Origin of the sequence: Allostigmatella hybrida (assembly GCF_020103775.1) — a bacterium.
GTDB lineage: Bacteria > Myxococcota > Myxococcia > Myxococcales > Myxococcaceae > Hyalangium > Hyalangium aurantiaca.
This window is the reverse complement of record NZ_JAHXBH010000005.1, coordinates 308834-325231: the sequence shown is the minus strand read 5'-3', so window position 1 is coordinate 325231 and position 16398 is coordinate 308834. Positions and strand designations below refer to the sequence as shown.

General features: G+C 71.0%; 13 protein-coding genes. 8 read left to right on the top strand and 5 right to left on the bottom strand.

Translation table 11 applies throughout. From position 1 onward, the window contains the following. Nucleotide 1: 1 nt before the first annotated feature. The 4 genes from KY661_RS12180 (at nt 2) to KY661_RS12165 (ending at nt 4607) form a co-directional block, all read left to right on the top strand. Nucleotides 2-1318 carry an ATP-binding protein gene (locus tag KY661_RS12180; RefSeq protein ID WP_225410366.1) on the top strand — a complete coding sequence of 439 codons (1317 nt, stop codon included), beginning with the start codon at nt 2-4 and terminating at the stop codon, nt 1316-1318. A 14-nt stretch (nt 1319-1332) separates the two neighbouring features. Further along, nucleotides 1333-1890: a response regulator transcription factor gene (locus KY661_RS12175; RefSeq protein WP_075006459.1), complete on the top strand. Its 558-nt coding sequence runs from the start codon at nt 1333-1335 to the stop codon at nt 1888-1890. 120 nt (nt 1891-2010) lie between these two features. Continuing rightward, the gene (locus KY661_RS12170; protein WP_225410365.1) at nt 2011-3975 is read left to right on the top strand and encodes an ATP-dependent DNA helicase; all 1965 of its coding nucleotides are present in this window, start codon (nt 2011-2013) and stop codon (nt 3973-3975) included. 11 nt (nt 3976-3986) lie between these two features. After that, on the top strand, nt 3987-4607 hold the full coding sequence (locus KY661_RS12165; RefSeq protein ID WP_225410364.1) for a hypothetical protein: 621 nt from the start codon (nt 3987-3989) through the stop codon (nt 4605-4607). 3 nt (nt 4608-4610) lie between these two features. On the opposite strand, the gene KY661_RS12160 is transcribed toward KY661_RS12165, so the two are convergent. Beyond that, nucleotides 4611-6680 (bottom strand): TonB-dependent receptor, encoded by a 2070-nt coding sequence (locus KY661_RS12160; protein ID WP_225410440.1) that lies wholly within the window; start codon nt 6678-6680, stop codon nt 4611-4613. Nucleotides 6681-6789: 109 nt separating this feature from the next. Here KY661_RS12160 and rocD point away from each other — a divergent pair, with 109 nt between their 5' ends. Then, nucleotides 6790-8019, top strand: coding sequence for an ornithine--oxo-acid transaminase (rocD, locus tag KY661_RS12155; RefSeq protein ID WP_225410363.1), 1230 nt, complete (start codon nt 6790-6792; stop codon nt 8017-8019). Between the two features lie 54 nt (nt 8020-8073). Here the strand turns inward: rocD and KY661_RS12150 are convergent, their stop codons facing one another. Then, nucleotides 8074-8793 carry a hypothetical protein gene (locus tag KY661_RS12150; RefSeq protein WP_225410362.1) on the bottom strand — a complete coding sequence of 240 codons (720 nt, stop codon included), beginning with the start codon at nt 8791-8793 and terminating at the stop codon, nt 8074-8076. 432 nt (nt 8794-9225) lie between these two features. On the opposite strand from KY661_RS12150, the gene KY661_RS12145 reads away from it, so the two are divergent. The 3 genes from KY661_RS12145 to KY661_RS12135 all read left to right on the top strand — a co-directional run bounded on the left by KY661_RS12145 (nt 9226) and on the right by KY661_RS12135 (nt 11375). Next, nucleotides 9226-10170 carry a DUF2381 family protein gene (locus tag KY661_RS12145; RefSeq protein WP_225410361.1) on the top strand — a complete coding sequence of 315 codons (945 nt, stop codon included), beginning with the start codon at nt 9226-9228 and terminating at the stop codon, nt 10168-10170. An 11-nt stretch (nt 10171-10181) separates the two neighbouring features. After that, on the top strand, nt 10182-10673 hold the full coding sequence (locus KY661_RS12140; protein WP_225410360.1) for a serine/threonine protein kinase: 492 nt from the start codon (nt 10182-10184) through the stop codon (nt 10671-10673). 366 nt (nt 10674-11039) lie between these two features. Beyond that, entirely contained in the window at nt 11040-11375 is a 336-nt protein-coding gene (locus KY661_RS12135) for a hypothetical protein (protein ID WP_225410359.1), read from the top strand. Nucleotides 11376-11379: 4 nt separating this feature from the next. On the opposite strand, the gene KY661_RS12130 is transcribed toward KY661_RS12135, so the two are convergent. The 3 genes from KY661_RS12130 to KY661_RS12120 are packed head-to-tail and all read right to left on the bottom strand — an operon-like array spanning nt 11380 to nt 16308. Continuing rightward, nucleotides 11380-14487, bottom strand: coding sequence for an efflux RND transporter permease subunit (locus tag KY661_RS12130; protein WP_225410358.1), 3108 nt, complete (start codon nt 14485-14487; stop codon nt 11380-11382). Between the two features lie 6 nt (nt 14488-14493). Further along, the gene (locus KY661_RS12125) at nt 14494-16071 is read right to left on the bottom strand and encodes an efflux RND transporter periplasmic adaptor subunit (RefSeq protein WP_225410357.1); all 1578 of its coding nucleotides are present in this window, start codon (nt 16069-16071) and stop codon (nt 14494-14496) included. Then, the gene (locus KY661_RS12120) at nt 16072-16308 is read right to left on the bottom strand and encodes a hypothetical protein (protein ID WP_398577177.1); all 237 of its coding nucleotides are present in this window, start codon (nt 16306-16308) and stop codon (nt 16072-16074) included. Nucleotides 16309-16398 lie beyond the last annotated feature (90 nt).

The window sequence follows — 16398 nt, the reverse complement described above, 5'->3', positions numbered from 1 at the left end:
GGTGCGCGACGCGCACGCCATCAACCTCTCGTGGCTCCTGCGCCTGCGCTGGGGCGCGGTGGTGGCCCAGGCGGTGCTCATCCTCGGCGCGCACTTCGTGCTGGAGATGCCGCTGCCGCTCGTGCCGCTGTTCACCACCATCGGCGTGGCGGTGCTGAGCAACGCGGCGCTGGGCGTGTGGAGCCGGCGCCCCCGGGCCGTGCACGAGTGGCTGCTGTGGGGGGTGATGGCGCTCGACGTGGTGCTGCTCACCGTGCTGCTGGCCTTCAGCGGCGGGCCCTTCAACCCCTTCAGCACGCTGTACCTGGTGCACATCGCCCTGGCGGCGGTGGTGCTCCGGGCCCGGTGGACGTGGACGCTGGTGGCGCTGGGGCTGGGGTGCTTCGGTGCGCTCTTCGTGCGCCACCTGTGGATGCCGGGCGCGGACGCGCACGCCGCGCACCACCACATGGACGCGGTGCGCCTGCACCTGGAGGGCATGTGGGCCGCCTTCGGGCTGGCCGCGGCCGTCATCGTCTACTTCGTCCAGCGCGTCACCCGGGCGTTGGCCGAGCGCGAGGCGGAGCTGGAGGCGGCGCGTGCGGTGACGGCGCGCAACGAGAAGCTGGCCGCCCTGGCCACGCTGGCCGCCGGGGCCGCGCACGAGCTGTCCACGCCCCTGTCCACCATCGCCGTGGTGGCCCGGGAGCTGGAGCGCCGCGGGGAGCTGCCCCCCGCTTGCCGCGAGGACGCGCAGCTCATCCGCCAGCAGGTGTCGCGCTGCCGGGACATCCTCGTGCAGATGGCCGCCGACGCGGGGGCGAGCCACGGCGAGGCCTTCGTGCCCCTGGCGCCCGGGACGCTGCTGGACGGGGTGCTGGAGGGGCTCAAGGGGCGCGAGCGGGTGCGGGTGGCCCTCCAAGGCCCCGCGGACGAGCCGATGTCCGTGCCCGCCCGGGCCCTCACGCACGCCATCCGGGGGGTGGTGAAGAACGCCCTCCAGGCCTCGCCCGAGGGCGCGCCCGTGCAGGTGGTGCTCCTGCGCCAGGAGGCCGGCTGGCGGCTGCGCGTGGAGGACACGGGCGCGGGCATGGCCGCCGGGGTGCTGGCCCGCGCGGGCGAGCCCTTCTTCACCACGAAGCCGCAGGGCGAGGGCATGGGCCTGGGGCTGTTCCTGGCGCGCGCCCTGCTGGACCAGCTCGGCGGCACGCTGGAGGTCCGCTCGGTGCCGGGCCAGGGCACCCAGGTGGCGCTGACGTGGCCCGCGCGCGCCCTGCGACAATTTGACCCGTTGTCCTCCGGGCCGTCCGGGGCGAGCCTGCTGGAACCGGGCGCCTGACGCCGGGTGTCCCCATGGCCTCTCCTCGCGCTTCCGATGCCCCTTCGCTGCTGCTGGTCGATGACGACGGCGTGTTCCGCGAGCGCCTGGCGCGGGCCTTCCGCGAGCGCGGCTTCGAGGTGGCCACCGCGGGCTCCATGGAAGAGGGGCTCGCGGCGGCCCAGCAGGAGTCCCCGGAGCTGGCGGTGGTGGACCTGCGGATGCCGGGGCGGGGCGGGCTGGAGCTGGTGCGCGAGCTGAGGGCGCTGGATGCCTCCACGCGCATCATCGTCCTCACCGGCTACGGCAGCATCGCCACCGCCGTGGAGGCGGTGCGGCTGGGCGCGCTCAACTACATTCCCAAGCCCGCCGACGTGGATGACCTGCTGGCGGCGCTGGCCCGGGGCCTGGGCGAGCCCAGCCCCCCGGTGGCGGAGGCCTTCCAGGCCCCCTCCCTGGCCCGCGCCGAGTGGGAGCACATCCAGCGCGTGCTGGCCGACTGCGAGGGCAACATCTCCGAGGCGGCGCGCCGGCTGGGGCTCCACCGGCGCTCGCTCCAGCGCAAGCTCCAGAAGCACCCCCCCTCGCAGTGAGCCCCCCGCCCCGGAAGGGCCCTGCCTGGTGCCCGTCCAGTCAAGCGGAACCTGGGCCCTGAAAGGGACGGTGGGTGCAACGGACCTGGCGGCCGGGGGCTGTTATTCTCCCTGTCCCGCATGGCGCTCTCCCTCGTCCGCACCTCCAACGTCGATGCCCTGCTCGGTCCTGGAGGGGCACTCCAGGCGGCCCTGCCCGCCTACGAGCACCGCCCCGAGCAGCTCCAGATGGCGCGTGCCGTGGAGCGCGCCTTTTCCGACCGCAGCTACCTCCTGGCCGAGGCCGGCACGGGCACGGGCAAGACGCTCGCCTACCTGGTCCCCGCGCTGCTCTCCGGGCGGCGGGTGGTGGTGTCCACGGCGACCAAAACCCTGCAGGAGCAGATCTTCTTCAAGGATCTGCCGCTCCTGAAGGAGCAGATGGGGCTGGAGTTCGAGGCCGCGTACCTCAAGGGCCGGGGCAACTACCTGTGCCTGCACCGGTACAACAGCTTCACGAAGGACCCCACCTTCGGCACCCGCGAGGAGGCGCGCCAGTGGCCGCACATCCAGTCCTGGGCCGCGCGCACGGAAACAGGGGACCGGGCCGAGCTGGAGCTGCCCGAGAACTTCAGCGCCTGGCCCCGGCTGTCCTCCTCGGCGGAGACGTGCCTGGGCTCGCAGTGCCCGCTGTATGAGCAGTGCCACGTGACGCGCATGCGGCGCGAGGCGGAGCAGGCGGACCTGCTCGTGGTGAACCACCACCTCTTCGTCGCGGACCTCTCCCTGCGCGGCGCGGGGCGGCGGGGCGAGGGCGTGCTGCCGCTCTACGAGGCTGTCATCCTCGACGAGGCCCATGCGCTGGAGGACGCGGCGAGCGGGTACTTTGGCTGCGGGGTGTCCAACCACCGGCTGGAGGAGCTGGCGCGCGACGCGGTGGCGGCGCTGCCGGAGACGGACGCGCGCTTCCCCACGCTGCGGGCCCTGGCGGCGCGGGTGCGCACGCACGCGGAGGTGCTCTTCACCCAGGCGCCCCGGGTGCTGGGACTCTTGGGCAGCGAGGGCGGGGTGGCGCTGAAGCCCGACCGCATGGCGCTCCTGGGGGGCCCCCTGGAGCAGGTGCGCCACGGCCTGGCGGCGCTGGGGGCCTTCGCCTCGAGCGCGCGCGAGCCGGAGCTGGCCGCCCTCACGCGCCGGTCCGCCGAGCTGACCGAGGAGCTGAGCTTCCTGGAGAAGGTGGAGTCCGCGGACCACGTGTACTGGGCCGAGGCGCGCGGGCGCGGCGTGTTCCTGCGCGCCAGCCCCATCGATGTGGCGCGCGAGCTGCGCGTGCGCCTCTATGACGCCGTGGACACGGTGGTGTTCACCTCGGCGACGCTGGCGGCGGGGGGCCGGTTCGACTTCTTCGCCAAGCGCATGGGGCTGTACGACGATGATGGGGCCCCGGTGGCCGAGGTGCGCACGCTCGCGGTGCCCAGCCCCTTCGACTACGCGCAACAGTCGGCGCTCTACCTGCCCACGCACCTGCCGGACCCCGCGGCCCCGGGCTTCATCGAGGCCGCGGCGGAGGAAATCGTCCAGCTGTGCGAGGTGTCCGGCGGCCGGGCCTTCGTGCTCTTCACCTCGCTGCGCAACATGGAGCGCGCGTACGAGCTGACCAAGGCCCGGTTGCCGTACCAGGTGCTCCGCCAGGGGGACCGGCCGAAGCAGCAGCTCCTGGAGTCCTTCCGCGAGCTGCCCAGCGTGCTCTTCGCCGCGCACAGCTTCTGGGAGGGGGTGGACGTGCCGGGAGACGCGCTGAGCCTGCTCATCATCGACCGGCTGCCGTTCGCCTCGCCGGGGGACCCGCTGGTGGCCGCGCGCATCCGTCAAATCGAGGCACGCGGGGAGGGCGCCTTCGAGCAGTACCAGCTCCCCCAGGCCACGCTCGCGCTGCGCCAGGGCTTCGGGCGGCTCATCCGCACGCAGAGCGACCGGGGCGCGGTGGCGCTCCTGGACCGCCGCATCGTGACAAAGCCCTATGGCCGGGCATTCCTGGAGAGCCTGCCGGACGCGCACCGGGTGAGGGATCTGGACGGCTTGCGGGACTGGTTCTCGGAGGGTTAGGAGGCTCGCCCATGGATGTCTCCCTGGTCATTCTCATCGTCGCCGCCGTGGCCGTGGCCTTCCTCGTGTTCGGACCACTGCGGCACGTCCGGGAGCGCGAGGCGCGCTGGGGGGGCGTGGCCGAACAACTGGGCGGCAAGCTCCAGGGCGGCGAGGTGCGCGGCGAGCACGAGGGCCTCTCCGTCCGCATGGGCATGGAGTGGCACGCGGAGGGCTCGCAGGGCCTGGGCCACTTCTGCGTGGTGCGCGCGAAGGTGCCGGGCCCGCTTCCGCCCGGGTTCGTCGCCGCCCCGCGCCGGTGGACCTCGGGGGTGAACCGGCTGCTGGCCAGCAACCTCTTCGCCTCGGGAGATCCCGCGCTCGACGAGATGTACGTCTTCCAGAGCGATGTGAAGGCCCAGGGGCAGGCGTTCCTCCAGGATTCCGAGGTGAAGGAGGCCCTGCGCGGCCTGCTCGGCGCCGGGGGGGTGGCCTTCGTGGAGAAGGGCCAGACGGGCTTCGCGTCGCTGGGGTCGCTCTCGGACACCGAGGAGATTCAGCGCCGGTTTGCCCTCGTGGGCCGCGCGGCGCTCCGGCTCGCGGCGTCCCCCGCGAGCCGTGCCCTGGCCGAGGCGCCCGCCCAGGCGGGGTGAGCCTCATGGTCTCCCGCGCAACCTCAGGCCGAGGCGCGCCAGGAAGGGCTGGCCGACGGTATCCACCCCCGCCCGCCCCACCAGGTACTCCCGGTCGAACAGGTTCTCCGCCGCGGCGAACACCTCCAGTCCGCCCACCAGGCGGCGGCTCACGGACGCGTCCACCACGGCATAGCCGCCCATCCGCCGCGTGTTGAGATCGTCCTCGAACTGGGGACCGGTGACGCGAAGCTGCACCGTGGCGGTGAAGAGCGCTGGCGCATCGAAGGTGACGAGCGCCGTGCCCCGGTGCTGCGGGTCCTGCGCGAGCTGCTTGCCCACGAGCTCCGGGTTGCCGGGCGCGTCGCGGACCTCCGAGTCCACGAAGGTGTAGGCGAGCAGGACCGTCCACGCACGCGCCACGCGCCAGTCCAGGCCCGCCTCGAGGCCCCGGACCCGGGCGCGGCCCAGGTTCTGGCGCTGGCGCGAGGTGCCGTCGGGCAGGGGCGTGGCCAGGGTGGCATTGATGATGGGGTCCTCCAGCTCGTTCCAGAAGCCGGTGAGGCGCGCGGTGAGGCCCCGGGGGCCCTGCACCTCGGCCCCGGCTTCCCCGCCCGTGAGGCGCTCGGCGCCCAGGCGCGCGTTGGCGGCGGTGAGCACGGTGCCCACCTGGAAGGGACGGTACAGCTCGTTGAGCGTGGGGGCGCGGAAGGAGCGGTAGCCCGAGGCGCGCAGGGTGAGCCGCTCCAGGGGGCGCAGCCGGGCGCCGAGCCGGGGGCTGAGCTGGTGCTCGCCCCGGTCCGCGAAGGCCTCGGTCTCCACCCCGCCGCCCACCTGCTCCACCCGGCGCTCGCCGTTCACGTTGCTCCAGGTGTCCCAGCGCAGCGCGGCGGTGAACTCCAGCGCCGACGTCACCGTGTAGAGCTCCTGCAGGAACAGGCCCGCGAAGCGTTGCTCACCCCCCGCGCTGCGCAGCGCGGGTGTGGTGGGCGAGGGGTTGGGCACGAAGAGCTGCTCATCCGAGGTGCCCTCCACCCGGCGCACGTCCGCGCCCGCCGTCAGCACGTGCGCTCCCCCCAGCGTCCAGGCGGGGCCCGTCCACGTGAGCGAGGCGCCCTGCTCGTTGGCGGGAACGTCCTGGAGGGCGGAGAGCGCCTCGGAGGAGCGGTCCGCGGCCACGCGCGCCCGGCGCTGCTCGAAGTGCTGCAGGCGCCCGAAGAGCTGCAGCGCGAACTGGCCTGCGCTGGGCGTGGTGAGCTGGGCCCCCGCGCTGGCGAGGCCAGACTCCGCGCGGGCCGTGGTGTAGGTGGTGCCCCCGTTCTGGTTCTCGCGGAAGAGGCTCAGGCGCGCGTCGAGCCGCAGGGCGGGGCTCACCTCGGCCTCCACCCGGCCATGGAGGGTGACGTGGTTGCCTGGGGTGTCCTGGTCGATGGGGCCCCGCTGGGAGGCGGCCACGACGGGGTGGCCTCCGGTGGTGAGCAGCTCGGTCTCCACCGCCGCGCCCACGTTTCCCCAGCGGTGGGCCCCGCGCGCGGACAGCTGGCCGGTGTTCAGCATCCCGTAGGCCACATCCCCCTCGAGGAGCGGGCCGGTGAGGGGGCGGGAGAAGAGTTGCACCACGCCGCCCAGCGCCGCGCTCCCGTAGAGGGCCGAGCCGCCGCTGGGGACAATCTCCACCCGGTCCAGGCCCAACCGGGGCAAGGAGCGCCAGTACACCCAGCCCCCGAACGGATCATTCGCGGGCACGCCATCCACCAATACCAGGCTGCGGGAGACGCCCGAGGGGGCCAGGCCCCTCAGGTTGAGCCCCTGGGCGGTGGGGTCCGACACGAGGCTCGAGGTGCGGCGGAACGTGGCCACCGAGGGCACGGTGCGCAGCAGCCCGTCCTGGGTCAGCGAGGGGCTCCGGTCAATCTCCGCGCGGGGCAGGACGATGACGGTGGCGGGCACATCCCGGAGGGGCCTCGGCAAGCGCGTGGCGGTGACGACGGTGCCCTGCGCCGTGGGGGGCTCCGCGGGGGGGCTGGGCGTGGGCTCGGGGGGCGGGGCGTCCGTGCTGCCCATCCAGAGCAGCACGAGGCAGAGGGGAGTCATCGGCACGGCGGGAGGTTCTCAGCCAGGCAAGCGGCTCACCACGGCAGAGTTTGGATGTGGCAGGTGGTGGACAGGTGCCTGGCGCGGGCGCCCTTGGTAGAAAGGCGCCATGTCAGAGACCCTCACGCAGCGGGCCATCGCCCTCGAAGAGCGATACGGAGCACACAACTACCATCCTCTGCCCGTGGTGTTGACCCGCGGCGAGGGCGTCCACGTCTGGGACGTGGAGGGCACCCGGTACCTGGACTTCCTCTCGGCCTACTCCGCCGTGAACCAGGGCCACTGCCACCCGCGCATCATCGCCGCCCTGACGGAGCAGGCGCGCCAGCTGACGCTCACCTCCCGGGCGTTCCACTCCGACCGGCTCGGGGAGTGCGAGAAGTACCTGGCGGAGTACTTCGGGTACGACAAGGCCCTGATGATGAACACGGGCGTGGAGGGCGGGGAGACCGCCCTGAAGCTGACCCGGAAGTGGGCGTACAAAGTCAAAGGCGTGCCCGCCAACCAGGCGAAGACGGTCTACGCGGCGGGGAACTTCTGGGGCCGCACCCTGGCGGCCATCTCCGCCTCCACGGACCCGGAGAGCACGCGCGACTATGGCCCCTTCCTGCCGGGCTACCTCATCATCCCGTACAATGACCTGGCCGCGCTGGAGCGCACCTTCGCCGCGGACCCTACGATTGCCGGCTTCATGGTGGAGCCCATCCAGGGCGAGGCGGGCGTGGTTGTCCCGGATGCGGGGTACCTGAAGAGCGTCCGCGAGCTGTGCACGAAGTACAACGTGCTGTTCATCGCCGACGAGGTGCAGACGGGCTTGGGGCGCACGGGCAAGCGGCTCGCGTGTGACCACGAGGCGGTGAAGCCGGATCTCCTGGTGCTGGGCAAGGCGCTCTCGGGCGGCACGTACCCGGTCTCCTGCGTGTTGGCGGATGACGCCATCATGCTCACCATCAAGCCGGGCGAGCACGGCAGCACGTACGGCGGCAACCCGCTGGCATGTGCCGTGACGGTGGCGGCCCTGAACGTGCTGCGCGAGGAGAAGCTCGCCGAGAACGCCGAGCGGATGGGCCAGCTGTTCCGTCAGCGGGTGAATGCGCTGGTGCAGAAGGGCGGGAGGGTGACGCTGGTACGCGGCAAGGGGTTGCTCAACGCCATGGTCATCGACGACACGGAGGCGAGCGGCGCGGCCTGGGAGCTGTGCTTGAAGCTGAAGGAGCGGGGCCTGCTCGCCAAGCCCACGCAGGGAAACAAGATCCGCTTCGCGCCGCCGCTGGTGATTACCGAGTCTCAGATGAACGAGGCCTGCGACATCATCGAGCGCGTCATCCAGAGCACCTGAGAAGCGAAGGGCGGCCCTCGGGCGGGAGCACCGAGGGCCGCGGTGGCCCCGGCGTTACGACGCCAGGGGCAGCGCCGTCTCGGCCGTCACGTCACGCAGGGGCTCCGGCGGCAGCGAGTCCATCAGCGCCTCGACCAGCTTCGCTACCTGGGCCAGGGGCACCCCCTTGAAGTCGAGCACGGCCTTGCCCTTGTGGTTGCGCACCTGAACCCGGACGGCCTCTCCAGAAGAGAAGCGGCTCGACACGCTCTGTTGATACAGGTTCACCAGGGCGAGGTCCGAAGGGGGCAGGGGCTTGCTGGAAGAGGGCTTGCGCTTGCGCTGGATCGCCCGGCGCATCTCCTCCACGCTGCACTCGGAGAAGGGCTTGGGCGTTACCTCCCAGTTCTCGCCCGGCACTTCGATGAGGGTGTCTCCCGGCTGAGCAGGGTTCACCTCCAGGCCCGTCGCCTCCTCATACGTCAGCAACAGGGAGAGGCGGGTGACGCCGAACCGGCGGCTCACCTCCTCGCTGAAGGCGCTCGCCACCGCGCCATACGAGGACAGGGTGGCCTGAGACAGGTCGCGGAAGTGCTGGCCGAAGTAGTCCCGGGCGTCCTTGTAACCGGCGCGCTCCGCCAGTGCGTTCCTCACCACGTAGTTGTAGAGCTGTCCCATTCGGTGGTGGTTGGCGCCCTCTTCGGCCAAGAGCTGGAGCATGGCGGCACGCACTTGCTCCAGCGTCATGCCCTCCTGAACGACACCTTGGATTTCCTTCGCAGTCCACGTGAACATCGTTGAGCCCCTCAAGGAACGCGCCATGCGTCCCAGCTGCGTGACGAAGCAGCTGAGGCCGTGCAGAGCACAAGGCGCGCCAGCCCATGCGCGTCCGAAAAACAGGCACTTGCGTGGGAGGGACGATGCCACTGCCGTCCACGAGTTGGACGCGGCGTCCACAAGGGAGACAGGTCCGCGAATACCCGTCACCCTGCGCCACTTCTGACTGGTCAGAAGCAGAGCCCCTCGCTACTTCTCAAGAGGCGGAGACCCGAGCGAACTCCAGCCCCAACGGTGCTGGGGGCAGTAGCAGTGGCGTGGGCTCCCGTGGAGCAGCCGCCCACTCAGGGCCGCGAGTTTTCTGAGTTCCATGATGGAACTGCTTGATCCGCCCTGGGACAGCCTCGGAGGTTGTGCGCTTCTTCCCCATCCTGATAGGTTAGGTGGGCTATGCGAGACTTCCTGCCTTGCTGGTCTGTTCTGCTAGCCGTTCTCATGTCCTCGGTGGCCTTGGCCAGTGGCCCGTATGACAAGGGAATCATCCGAACCGAAACGATCTCGGACCATCCCGGCGTGCCTACGAGCAGTGTTCACGTGTCCGGACAGGTGGCGACCGTCCTGCGCTTCGAGAAGGATGTTGATCCGGCGAAGACGAAGCTTCTGGGATGGGAGGGGCGGTTCGAACCCCTCGTGGTGGGGAGCAAGATGGTGGTCATCATGCCGGCCCGGGATCTCAACCGCGACGAGGCGGTTCCCTTGCTCGTTACGCTGGTAGATGGGACCGAGATCCCGTTCATTGTGAGACCGCCTTTCTCCAGGGATGACGGGGGGTGGGAGAGGTGGACTGACCATCAGGTCAACGTGTTCAAGAATCCCGGCAGCTACAACGCTGTCCTCTCCGAACTCTACGACACCCTGAAGAAACAGCGCGCACTCGGCGAGGAGGTTCAGCGGCTCAAGAAGGAAGAGAACTCCGTCGATCACGCACTGGCCACCCTGCTCATGAGTGGTGAACTCAAGAAGACTCTATTTGTCCGCAAGAGGGTTTTCCGTCCGCGGAATGAGGACATGGACATGGTCGTCGAATTGTTCTCAGGTCTCGGCAAAGCGGCAGCGGTCGTCACCCTGACGAACACCTACTATGGCGATGACTGGAAGTTTGATGGCGCCTACTTGACCCGCGACTACACGAACTTCACGGCTCGCCCCTTCGCGATGCGCATGGATCGCTCCACCATCGTCCCTGGCCAGTCGGGGAAGATCGCGGTTGTCGTGGACCAGAGCGCTTTCCGGACGAAGGACGGAGAGCTTGTCGATCTCGCCCTTCAGATCTTCCGTGGGGACGGACTCCTGCAAGTGGCCGTAGTGCTGGAACACGAGCTCATTCGGCAGTAGAGGTGCCGCTCATGGTGACCACCAAAGCCTTCTTGTTTGGCGCTCTCGTCCTGCTCGCTACATCCTCCGGCTGCACCACGGCGGGTGGAGTGTCGCTGCGTCCGGATGGCAGTCCAGGTTCGCAAGAATGCGCGGAGGAGGCAAAGAAGACCATGCGAATCCTGAGATTGCACGTCGGGGATAGCGCATTGGTGGAACTTGATGCGAACCAGAGCGGCAGCCGACGCGTGACGCTCTACGACGGACCGATTGAGAGCGTCTTGGAGGAACGCTTCGGCACGCTGGAGGGGGCCACACGCTTGTACGGGCAGGTCTGGACGGCCGGGCCACAAGTCGTCATCCGGTACTACGAAGCCCATCCGCCTGATGGAGACAAGGTTCCCATCTGTGCGGTAGCCCGGCTTGGCAATGACCAGATGCGGAAACTGCCCGAGTCGAAGCCTGGGACGGCCATCATCGACAGCTCCATCGCAGCGGCCTTCGTCGTTGATGCCTTCCGCTGATCCACCCCTGACAATGCTTCCTGAGGAAGACGCGCCCGCCGTTTCTTTGTGCTCAGGGAAGACCCGTTCGGGCGCTATGGCTCGCAATGGCTCAAGGTGCAGCCTGTCCATACGGGCGATGCTGCGCGTTGTCCGGAGTGCGGGGGCATCATCGGCATGCGGACGTGGCTGCCACCCTATGAGGGAGAGGTCGAGGTTCATGGGGAGGCCTTGGGGGACATCATCGCGGTGACTGGCGATGACATGATCATCTCCGAGCGATTGGCCGAGTCTTTCCGGGCAGAGGGACTGGTGGGGTGGGGTGGTTTTCATCCCGTGGGCATCCCGCACGTCCGAAAGAGGCGGGGGCATCAGGACTCGGGAGGGATGCCGCGTTACTTCGTCGTGACCCCCTGTTTTGGCCAGGGAGCCGTGGATGAGGCGCACAGCCGGTTGCGCCGTAGAGAGCCCGTAGCGTGCGCCGCGTGCCGCTACGCCGGGCTGGACTCCATCCATGGTTTTGCCCTGGAGCGGGGCACCTGGAAGGGTGAGGACGTGTTTCGCCCCCGAGGGCTCCAGGGCTGCATTGTCGTCTCCGAGCGCTTCGCTGGATTTGTCCGGCGGCACGGCTTTACGAACATGGAGCTGATCCCTACCGAGGCATACGTCTGGGATCCGCTTCGCAAGGGCCCCCTGCCATCCCCTTCGAAGGCGCCCCTCTGACCGTTCAGTTCACGTTCGCTGGCGCGTCCCCGGGCTGAGGACCGTCCTTTGGGCCCTGGCCCGTGCCGAGCACGGCATAGAGGACGGGCAGCACCAGCAGCGTCAGCACGGCCGACGACAGGACGCCTCCGATGACGACGGTGGCCAGGGGCCGTTGCACCTCCGCGCCCACCCCCGTGTGGAGCGCCATGGGCACGAAGCCGAGCGCCGCCACGGCGGACGTCATCAGCACCGGGCGCAGGCGTGACAGGGCCGCCTCCCGGATGGCTTCTCCGGGCGCCAGGCCCTGGCCGAGGAGCTGACGCACCCGGCTGACGAGCACCATGTCCCCCAGCACCGAGACGCCCGAGAGCGCCACGAAGCCCACGGCCGCGGAGATGGAGAAGGGCAGGCCCCGCACGAGCAGCGCGAGCACGCCGCCCACCATCGCGAACGGCACGCCCGCGAAGATGCGCAGGGCATCCCGCACGCGGCCGTACGTCACGTAGAGCAGGAGGAAGATGAGCGCCAGGGCCACGGGCACCACGAGCAGCAGCCGTTGCCGGGCGCGTTCCAGGTGTTCGAACGAGCCGCCCAGGCGGACAGCGTACCCGGTGGGCAGCTCCAGCTTCGCGTCCAGGGTGCGGCGTACCTCCTCCACGAAGCCGCCCAGGTCGCGTCCCCGCACGTTGGCCTGAATGACGAGCCGGCGCTGGCCGCCCTCCCGCTGGACGGTGGTGGGGCCGGACACCTCGCGGAACGTGGCCAGGCGCCCCAGCGGCACGCGGACCCCCTCCGGGGCCACCACGGACACGGTGGCGAGCTGGGCCGGGTTCTGCCGGTATTCCTCTGCCAAGCGCACGGCCAGCTCGACGCGCCGCTCCCCCTCGCGCACGTCCCCCACGCGGCGCCCTCCCACGGCCTCCACCACGTCGAGCACGTCCCGGGCGGGAATGCCGTACCGGGCCACGGCGGCCCGGTCCACCGTCACGTGCAGGATGGGCTGGCCCGTCACCTGCTCCACGGTGACATCCGCCGCCCCCGGCAGGGGGCGCACCAGGGCCTCCACCTCCTGGGCCTTGGCCTTCAAGAGGTCCAGGTCCTCCCCGAAGAGCTTGATGGCCACATCGCCGCGCACCCCGGCGAGCATCTCGTTGACGCGCATCTCGATGGGCTGGAGGAACGCCATGCGCATGCCGGGAAGGTCCGCCAGCTCCGCCTTCATCTCCGCCACGAGCTCCTCCTGCGTGTCGGCGCGCGTCCACTGCGCCCGGGGGTGGAGGGTGATGAAGACGTCGGACAGCTCGAGGCCCATGGGGTCCGTGGCCACCTCCGCCGTGCCTGTGCGCGTCCACACACGCTTCACCTCGTCTGGGAACTTGCCGCGCAGCAGGGCCTCGATGTGCCCGCCGTAGCGAATGGACTCGGCGAGCGAGACTTCGGCCAGGCGCACGGTGTTGATGACGAGGGTGCCCTCGGACAGCCGGGGAACGAACTCACTGCCGAGCCCCAGGGCGGCCCCAGCGGCGCCCACGGTGAGGAGGGCCGCCCCCACGAGCACGGCCCGGCCGTGGCGAAGCGCCCCGTCGAGCACCGGCCGGTAGAGCCGCTGCAGGAGCGCCACGAGGCGCGGCTCCCGGTGCGGTCCCCGGCCCAGCTTCAGGACGAACGAGGCAAGCACCGGCATCAGCGTCATGGACAGGAGCGCGCTGCCGAGCAGGGCGAAGATGAGGGTGAGCGCCAGGGGACGGAAGAGCTTTCCCTCCACCCCCTCCAGCGTGAGGATGGGCAGGTACACCACCAGGATGATGAGCTCGCCGAAGAGGGTGGGCTTGCGCACCTCGACGGCCGCGTCCCGCACCACCTCCAGGACGCCGCGGCGCCCCGCGTCCTCGGCCAGCCGCCGCTCGGCGTTCTCCACGAGGATGACGGAGGAGTCCACGACGAGGCCGAAGTCGATGGCCCCCAGCGACATGAGCGTGCCGGCGATGCCCAGCGGCACCATGGCGTTGAAGGCGAACAGCAGGGACAGGGGAATGGCCGCCGCCACGATGAGCCCCGCCCGCCAGTGGCCGAGGAACACGAAGAGGATGGCGACGACGAGCAGCGCGCCCTCCAGGAGGTTGTTGCGCACCGTGCGCAGCACCTGCTCCACCAGCTCCGTGCGCGCGTAGACGATGTCCACCTGGACATCCGGGGGCAGGCGCTGGCGCACCTCCTCCAGCCGCTGGGCGAGCGCCTGGCTCACCGCGTGGGAGTTCTCACCCATGCGCATGAAGCCCAGCCCCAGCACGGCCTCGCCTTCCCCGTCTGCGGTGGTGGCGCCCTGGCGCAGCGCAGGGCCCACCCGCACCTGGGCCACGTCCCGCACGCGCACCGGCACCCCCTCGCGGGCGGCCACGGTGACCTCCTCCACCGCCGCGCCCCCCTCCAGCGCGCCCACGCCGAGCACGAGGCGCGCGGCCCCCGCCTGCTCTACCCGGCCCCCGCCCACGTTGGCGTTGTTGGCCTCCAGGGCCTGGTAGAGCTCTCCCAACGACAGGTGGAACTGCTGGAGCCGCCGGGGCTCCACCACCACGTGCCATTGCTTCTCCTCGCCGCCCCAGCTGTTGACCTCGGCCACCCCCGGCACGCCGCGCAGCGCGGGGGCGATGACGCGGTCTTGCAGGGTGCGCAGCTCCGTGAGGCTTCGCGTCCGGCTCTTCACCAGGTAGTGGAAAATCTCTCCCAGCCCGGTGGCCACGGGGCCCAGCGTGGGGCGCTCGATGCCCTGGGGCAGGCTCACGTGGCCCAGGCGCTCCGACACCTGCTGCCGGGCGAACCACACGTCCGTGCCGTCGCCGAACTGGAGCGTCACCTGGGACAGGCCCGGCTTGGACAGCGAGCGCATCTGCTCCAACTGGGGGAGCCCCGCCAGCGCCTGCTCGATGGGCACGGTGAGCTGGCGCTCCACCTCCACGGGCGTGAGCGCCGGGGCCAGGGTGTTCACCTGGACCTGGGGTGGGGTGGTGTCCGGCAGGGCATCCAGGGGCAGGGCCTGGAACGACAGCACCCCGGAGAGCGCGAGCGCCAGCGTGCCCAGGAGCACCACCCCGCGGTGGTGCAGGCTCCAATCGATGAGGCGGGTGAGCATGGGAGGTTACTCGCCGCCTTCCTCGCAGCAGCCCGCGCCGATGGAGCCCTTGAGAATCTCCGTCTTGAGGAGGAACGCCCCCGTGGTGACGACCTCGGCGCCGGGGGCGAGCCCCTTCACCACCTCCACCTCCCCGGGCGTGCCGGCGCCCAGCTCCACGGCGATGGGCTCGTACAGGCCCGCCTCCCGCTTCACGAAGACGAGCGTGCGTCCCTCCGCATGCTGGATGGCCTCGCGGGGAACCATCACCGCCGCGTGCTCGGGGGATACCTGGATGCGGGCCCGCAGGAAGAGGCCCGCCTTGAGGGCCTGGTCCGGGTTGGGCAGCTCGACGCGGGCGCGCACGGTGCGCGTGGCGGGGTCCACCGAGGCCGCGACGCGGGTGAGGGTGGCCTCGCGGGCTTCCCCGGGAATGCCCTCGAACTGGAGCGTCACCTTCTGGCCCGCGCGCACGGACAGGGCGTCCGCCTCGGGAATGTCGAGCTGGGCCCAGAGGGTGGAGAGGTCCGCCACGTGGAGCAGCGTCTGGCCTGCGGCCACGTGCCGGCCGGGGGCCGCATCGCGCGCCACCACCGTGCCGGACAGGGGAGCCTTGAGCGTGTACTGGCCTGCGTGGCTCACGGCCCCCACGCCCGCGGCGGAGAGGGAGGCCCGGGCCGCATCCTGCGCGCCCTCGGCCGCGGCCAGCTCGGTGCGGGCCTGCTCCACGTCCTTCTGCGAGCTGATGCCGCGCTGGAGCAGGGCCTGCTCCCGGTCCAACGCCGAGCGCGCCGAGGCGACACGGGCCTGGGCCGCGGAGAGCCGGCCCTGGTCCTCCCCCACGGCCGCGGAGGCCACCACGGCCAGGGGCTGGCCGGCCTTCACCGGGTCCCCCACATCGGCGAGGACCTCCAGGACGAGCACTTCCCCCCGGGCCGTGAGGGGGGCGGAGCGGTTGTGGTTGAAGGCGAGCTGGCCCACCACCTCCAGCGTCTGGGCCAGGGGCCGTTGCTCCACGCGCCGGGTGGTGATGCCCGCCTCGCGCGCGGTCTCCTCCGAGGCCAGGCGCACGCGCATGTCCGGAGGGGGGAAGACGGGAGGCTCCGCGCCCGCGGCCCGGACGCGCTCCGGGTGGCAGTAGGGGCAGACGGACTCCGGGAAGCCGTGCTCCCGGCAGTAGTCGCCCGCTTCGATGAAGCGCGCGATGAGCGCCGGGTGGCACTTCGTGCAGCGGGATTCGGGAACGGCGTGCTCCGGGCACCAGTCCTTCGGCACGGAGGGCGGACCGGTGAAGGTGAGCCCCGGGTTGCACGCGCGGCACTGCGACTCGGGCACCTGGTGGGCCTCACACCAATCGCCCTGGGCCTGGAAGACCTCCGCGAGCTCGGGCGTGCAGCGCGTACACAGGTCCGCCGGGACGCCATGCTCACACAGCTGGATGGCGGAGGCGCCCGGGGCTGCGGGGGCCACGGGGAGGCCCGCATCCGCGGGGCCCCGGGAGGAGGGGCCCACCGGAACGGCTTGGGAGTCCTTCGTGCAGGCGGCCCCCGCACTCCAGAGCAGGAGGACCCCCAGCGCGGCCGGAAGGATGCGGGCAAGCCCCATTTACTTCACGCCTTTCTGGGCGAGGTCCGGGTGGCAGAGGACGCACTGGGACTCGGGGCGCTCGTGCTCGGCGCACCAGTCGCCCTTGGACTTGTAGACCGGGGCCAGCTTGGGATTGCAGCGGGTGCAGAGGGACTTTTGAACGCCGTGCTCGCACTTCGGCTTGGCCGCCTCCGCGGGGGCCCCGGCGGGCGGTGGGGTTTCGCCCGCCCAGGTGGGAAGGGCAACGGCGGACACGAGGCACAGCGCTGCGGACAGGGAACGCAAGGAACGCATGAAGGGAACTCCAGCCGGGCACGCCCGGGAGGGGCGCGCACGGCGGCAAGG

Excerpts from the sequence above, each read along its gene's own strand:
- KY661_RS12135 (WP_225410359.1), top strand. The coding sequence starts at position 11,040 with ATGCCGCGTTACTTCGTCGTGACCCCCTGTTTTGGCCAGGGAGCCGTG.
- KY661_RS12165 (WP_225410364.1), top strand. The coding sequence starts at position 3,987 with ATGGATGTCTCCCTGGTCATTCTCATCGTCGCCGCCGTGGCCGTGGCC.
- KY661_RS12140 (WP_225410360.1), top strand. The coding sequence starts at position 10,182 with ATGGTGACCACCAAAGCCTTCTTGTTTGGCGCTCTCGTCCTGCTCGCT.
- KY661_RS12145 (WP_225410361.1), top strand. The coding sequence starts at position 9,226 with ATGCGAGACTTCCTGCCTTGCTGGTCTGTTCTGCTAGCCGTTCTCATG.
- KY661_RS12160 (WP_225410440.1), bottom strand. The coding sequence starts at position 6,680 with ATGACTCCCCTCTGCCTCGTGCTGCTCTGGATGGGCAGCACGGACGCC.
- KY661_RS12175 (WP_075006459.1), top strand. The coding sequence starts at position 1,333 with ATGGCCTCTCCTCGCGCTTCCGATGCCCCTTCGCTGCTGCTGGTCGAT.
- rocD (WP_225410363.1), top strand. The coding sequence starts at position 6,790 with ATGTCAGAGACCCTCACGCAGCGGGCCATCGCCCTCGAAGAGCGATAC.
- KY661_RS12150 (WP_225410362.1), bottom strand. The coding sequence starts at position 8,793 with ATGTTCACGTGGACTGCGAAGGAAATCCAAGGTGTCGTTCAGGAGGGC.
- KY661_RS12125 (WP_225410357.1), bottom strand. The coding sequence starts at position 16,071 with ATGGGGCTTGCCCGCATCCTTCCGGCCGCGCTGGGGGTCCTCCTGCTC.
- KY661_RS12170 (WP_225410365.1), top strand. The coding sequence starts at position 2,011 with ATGGCGCTCTCCCTCGTCCGCACCTCCAACGTCGATGCCCTGCTCGGT.
- KY661_RS12130 (WP_225410358.1), bottom strand. The coding sequence starts at position 14,487 with ATGCTCACCCGCCTCATCGATTGGAGCCTGCACCACCGCGGGGTGGTG.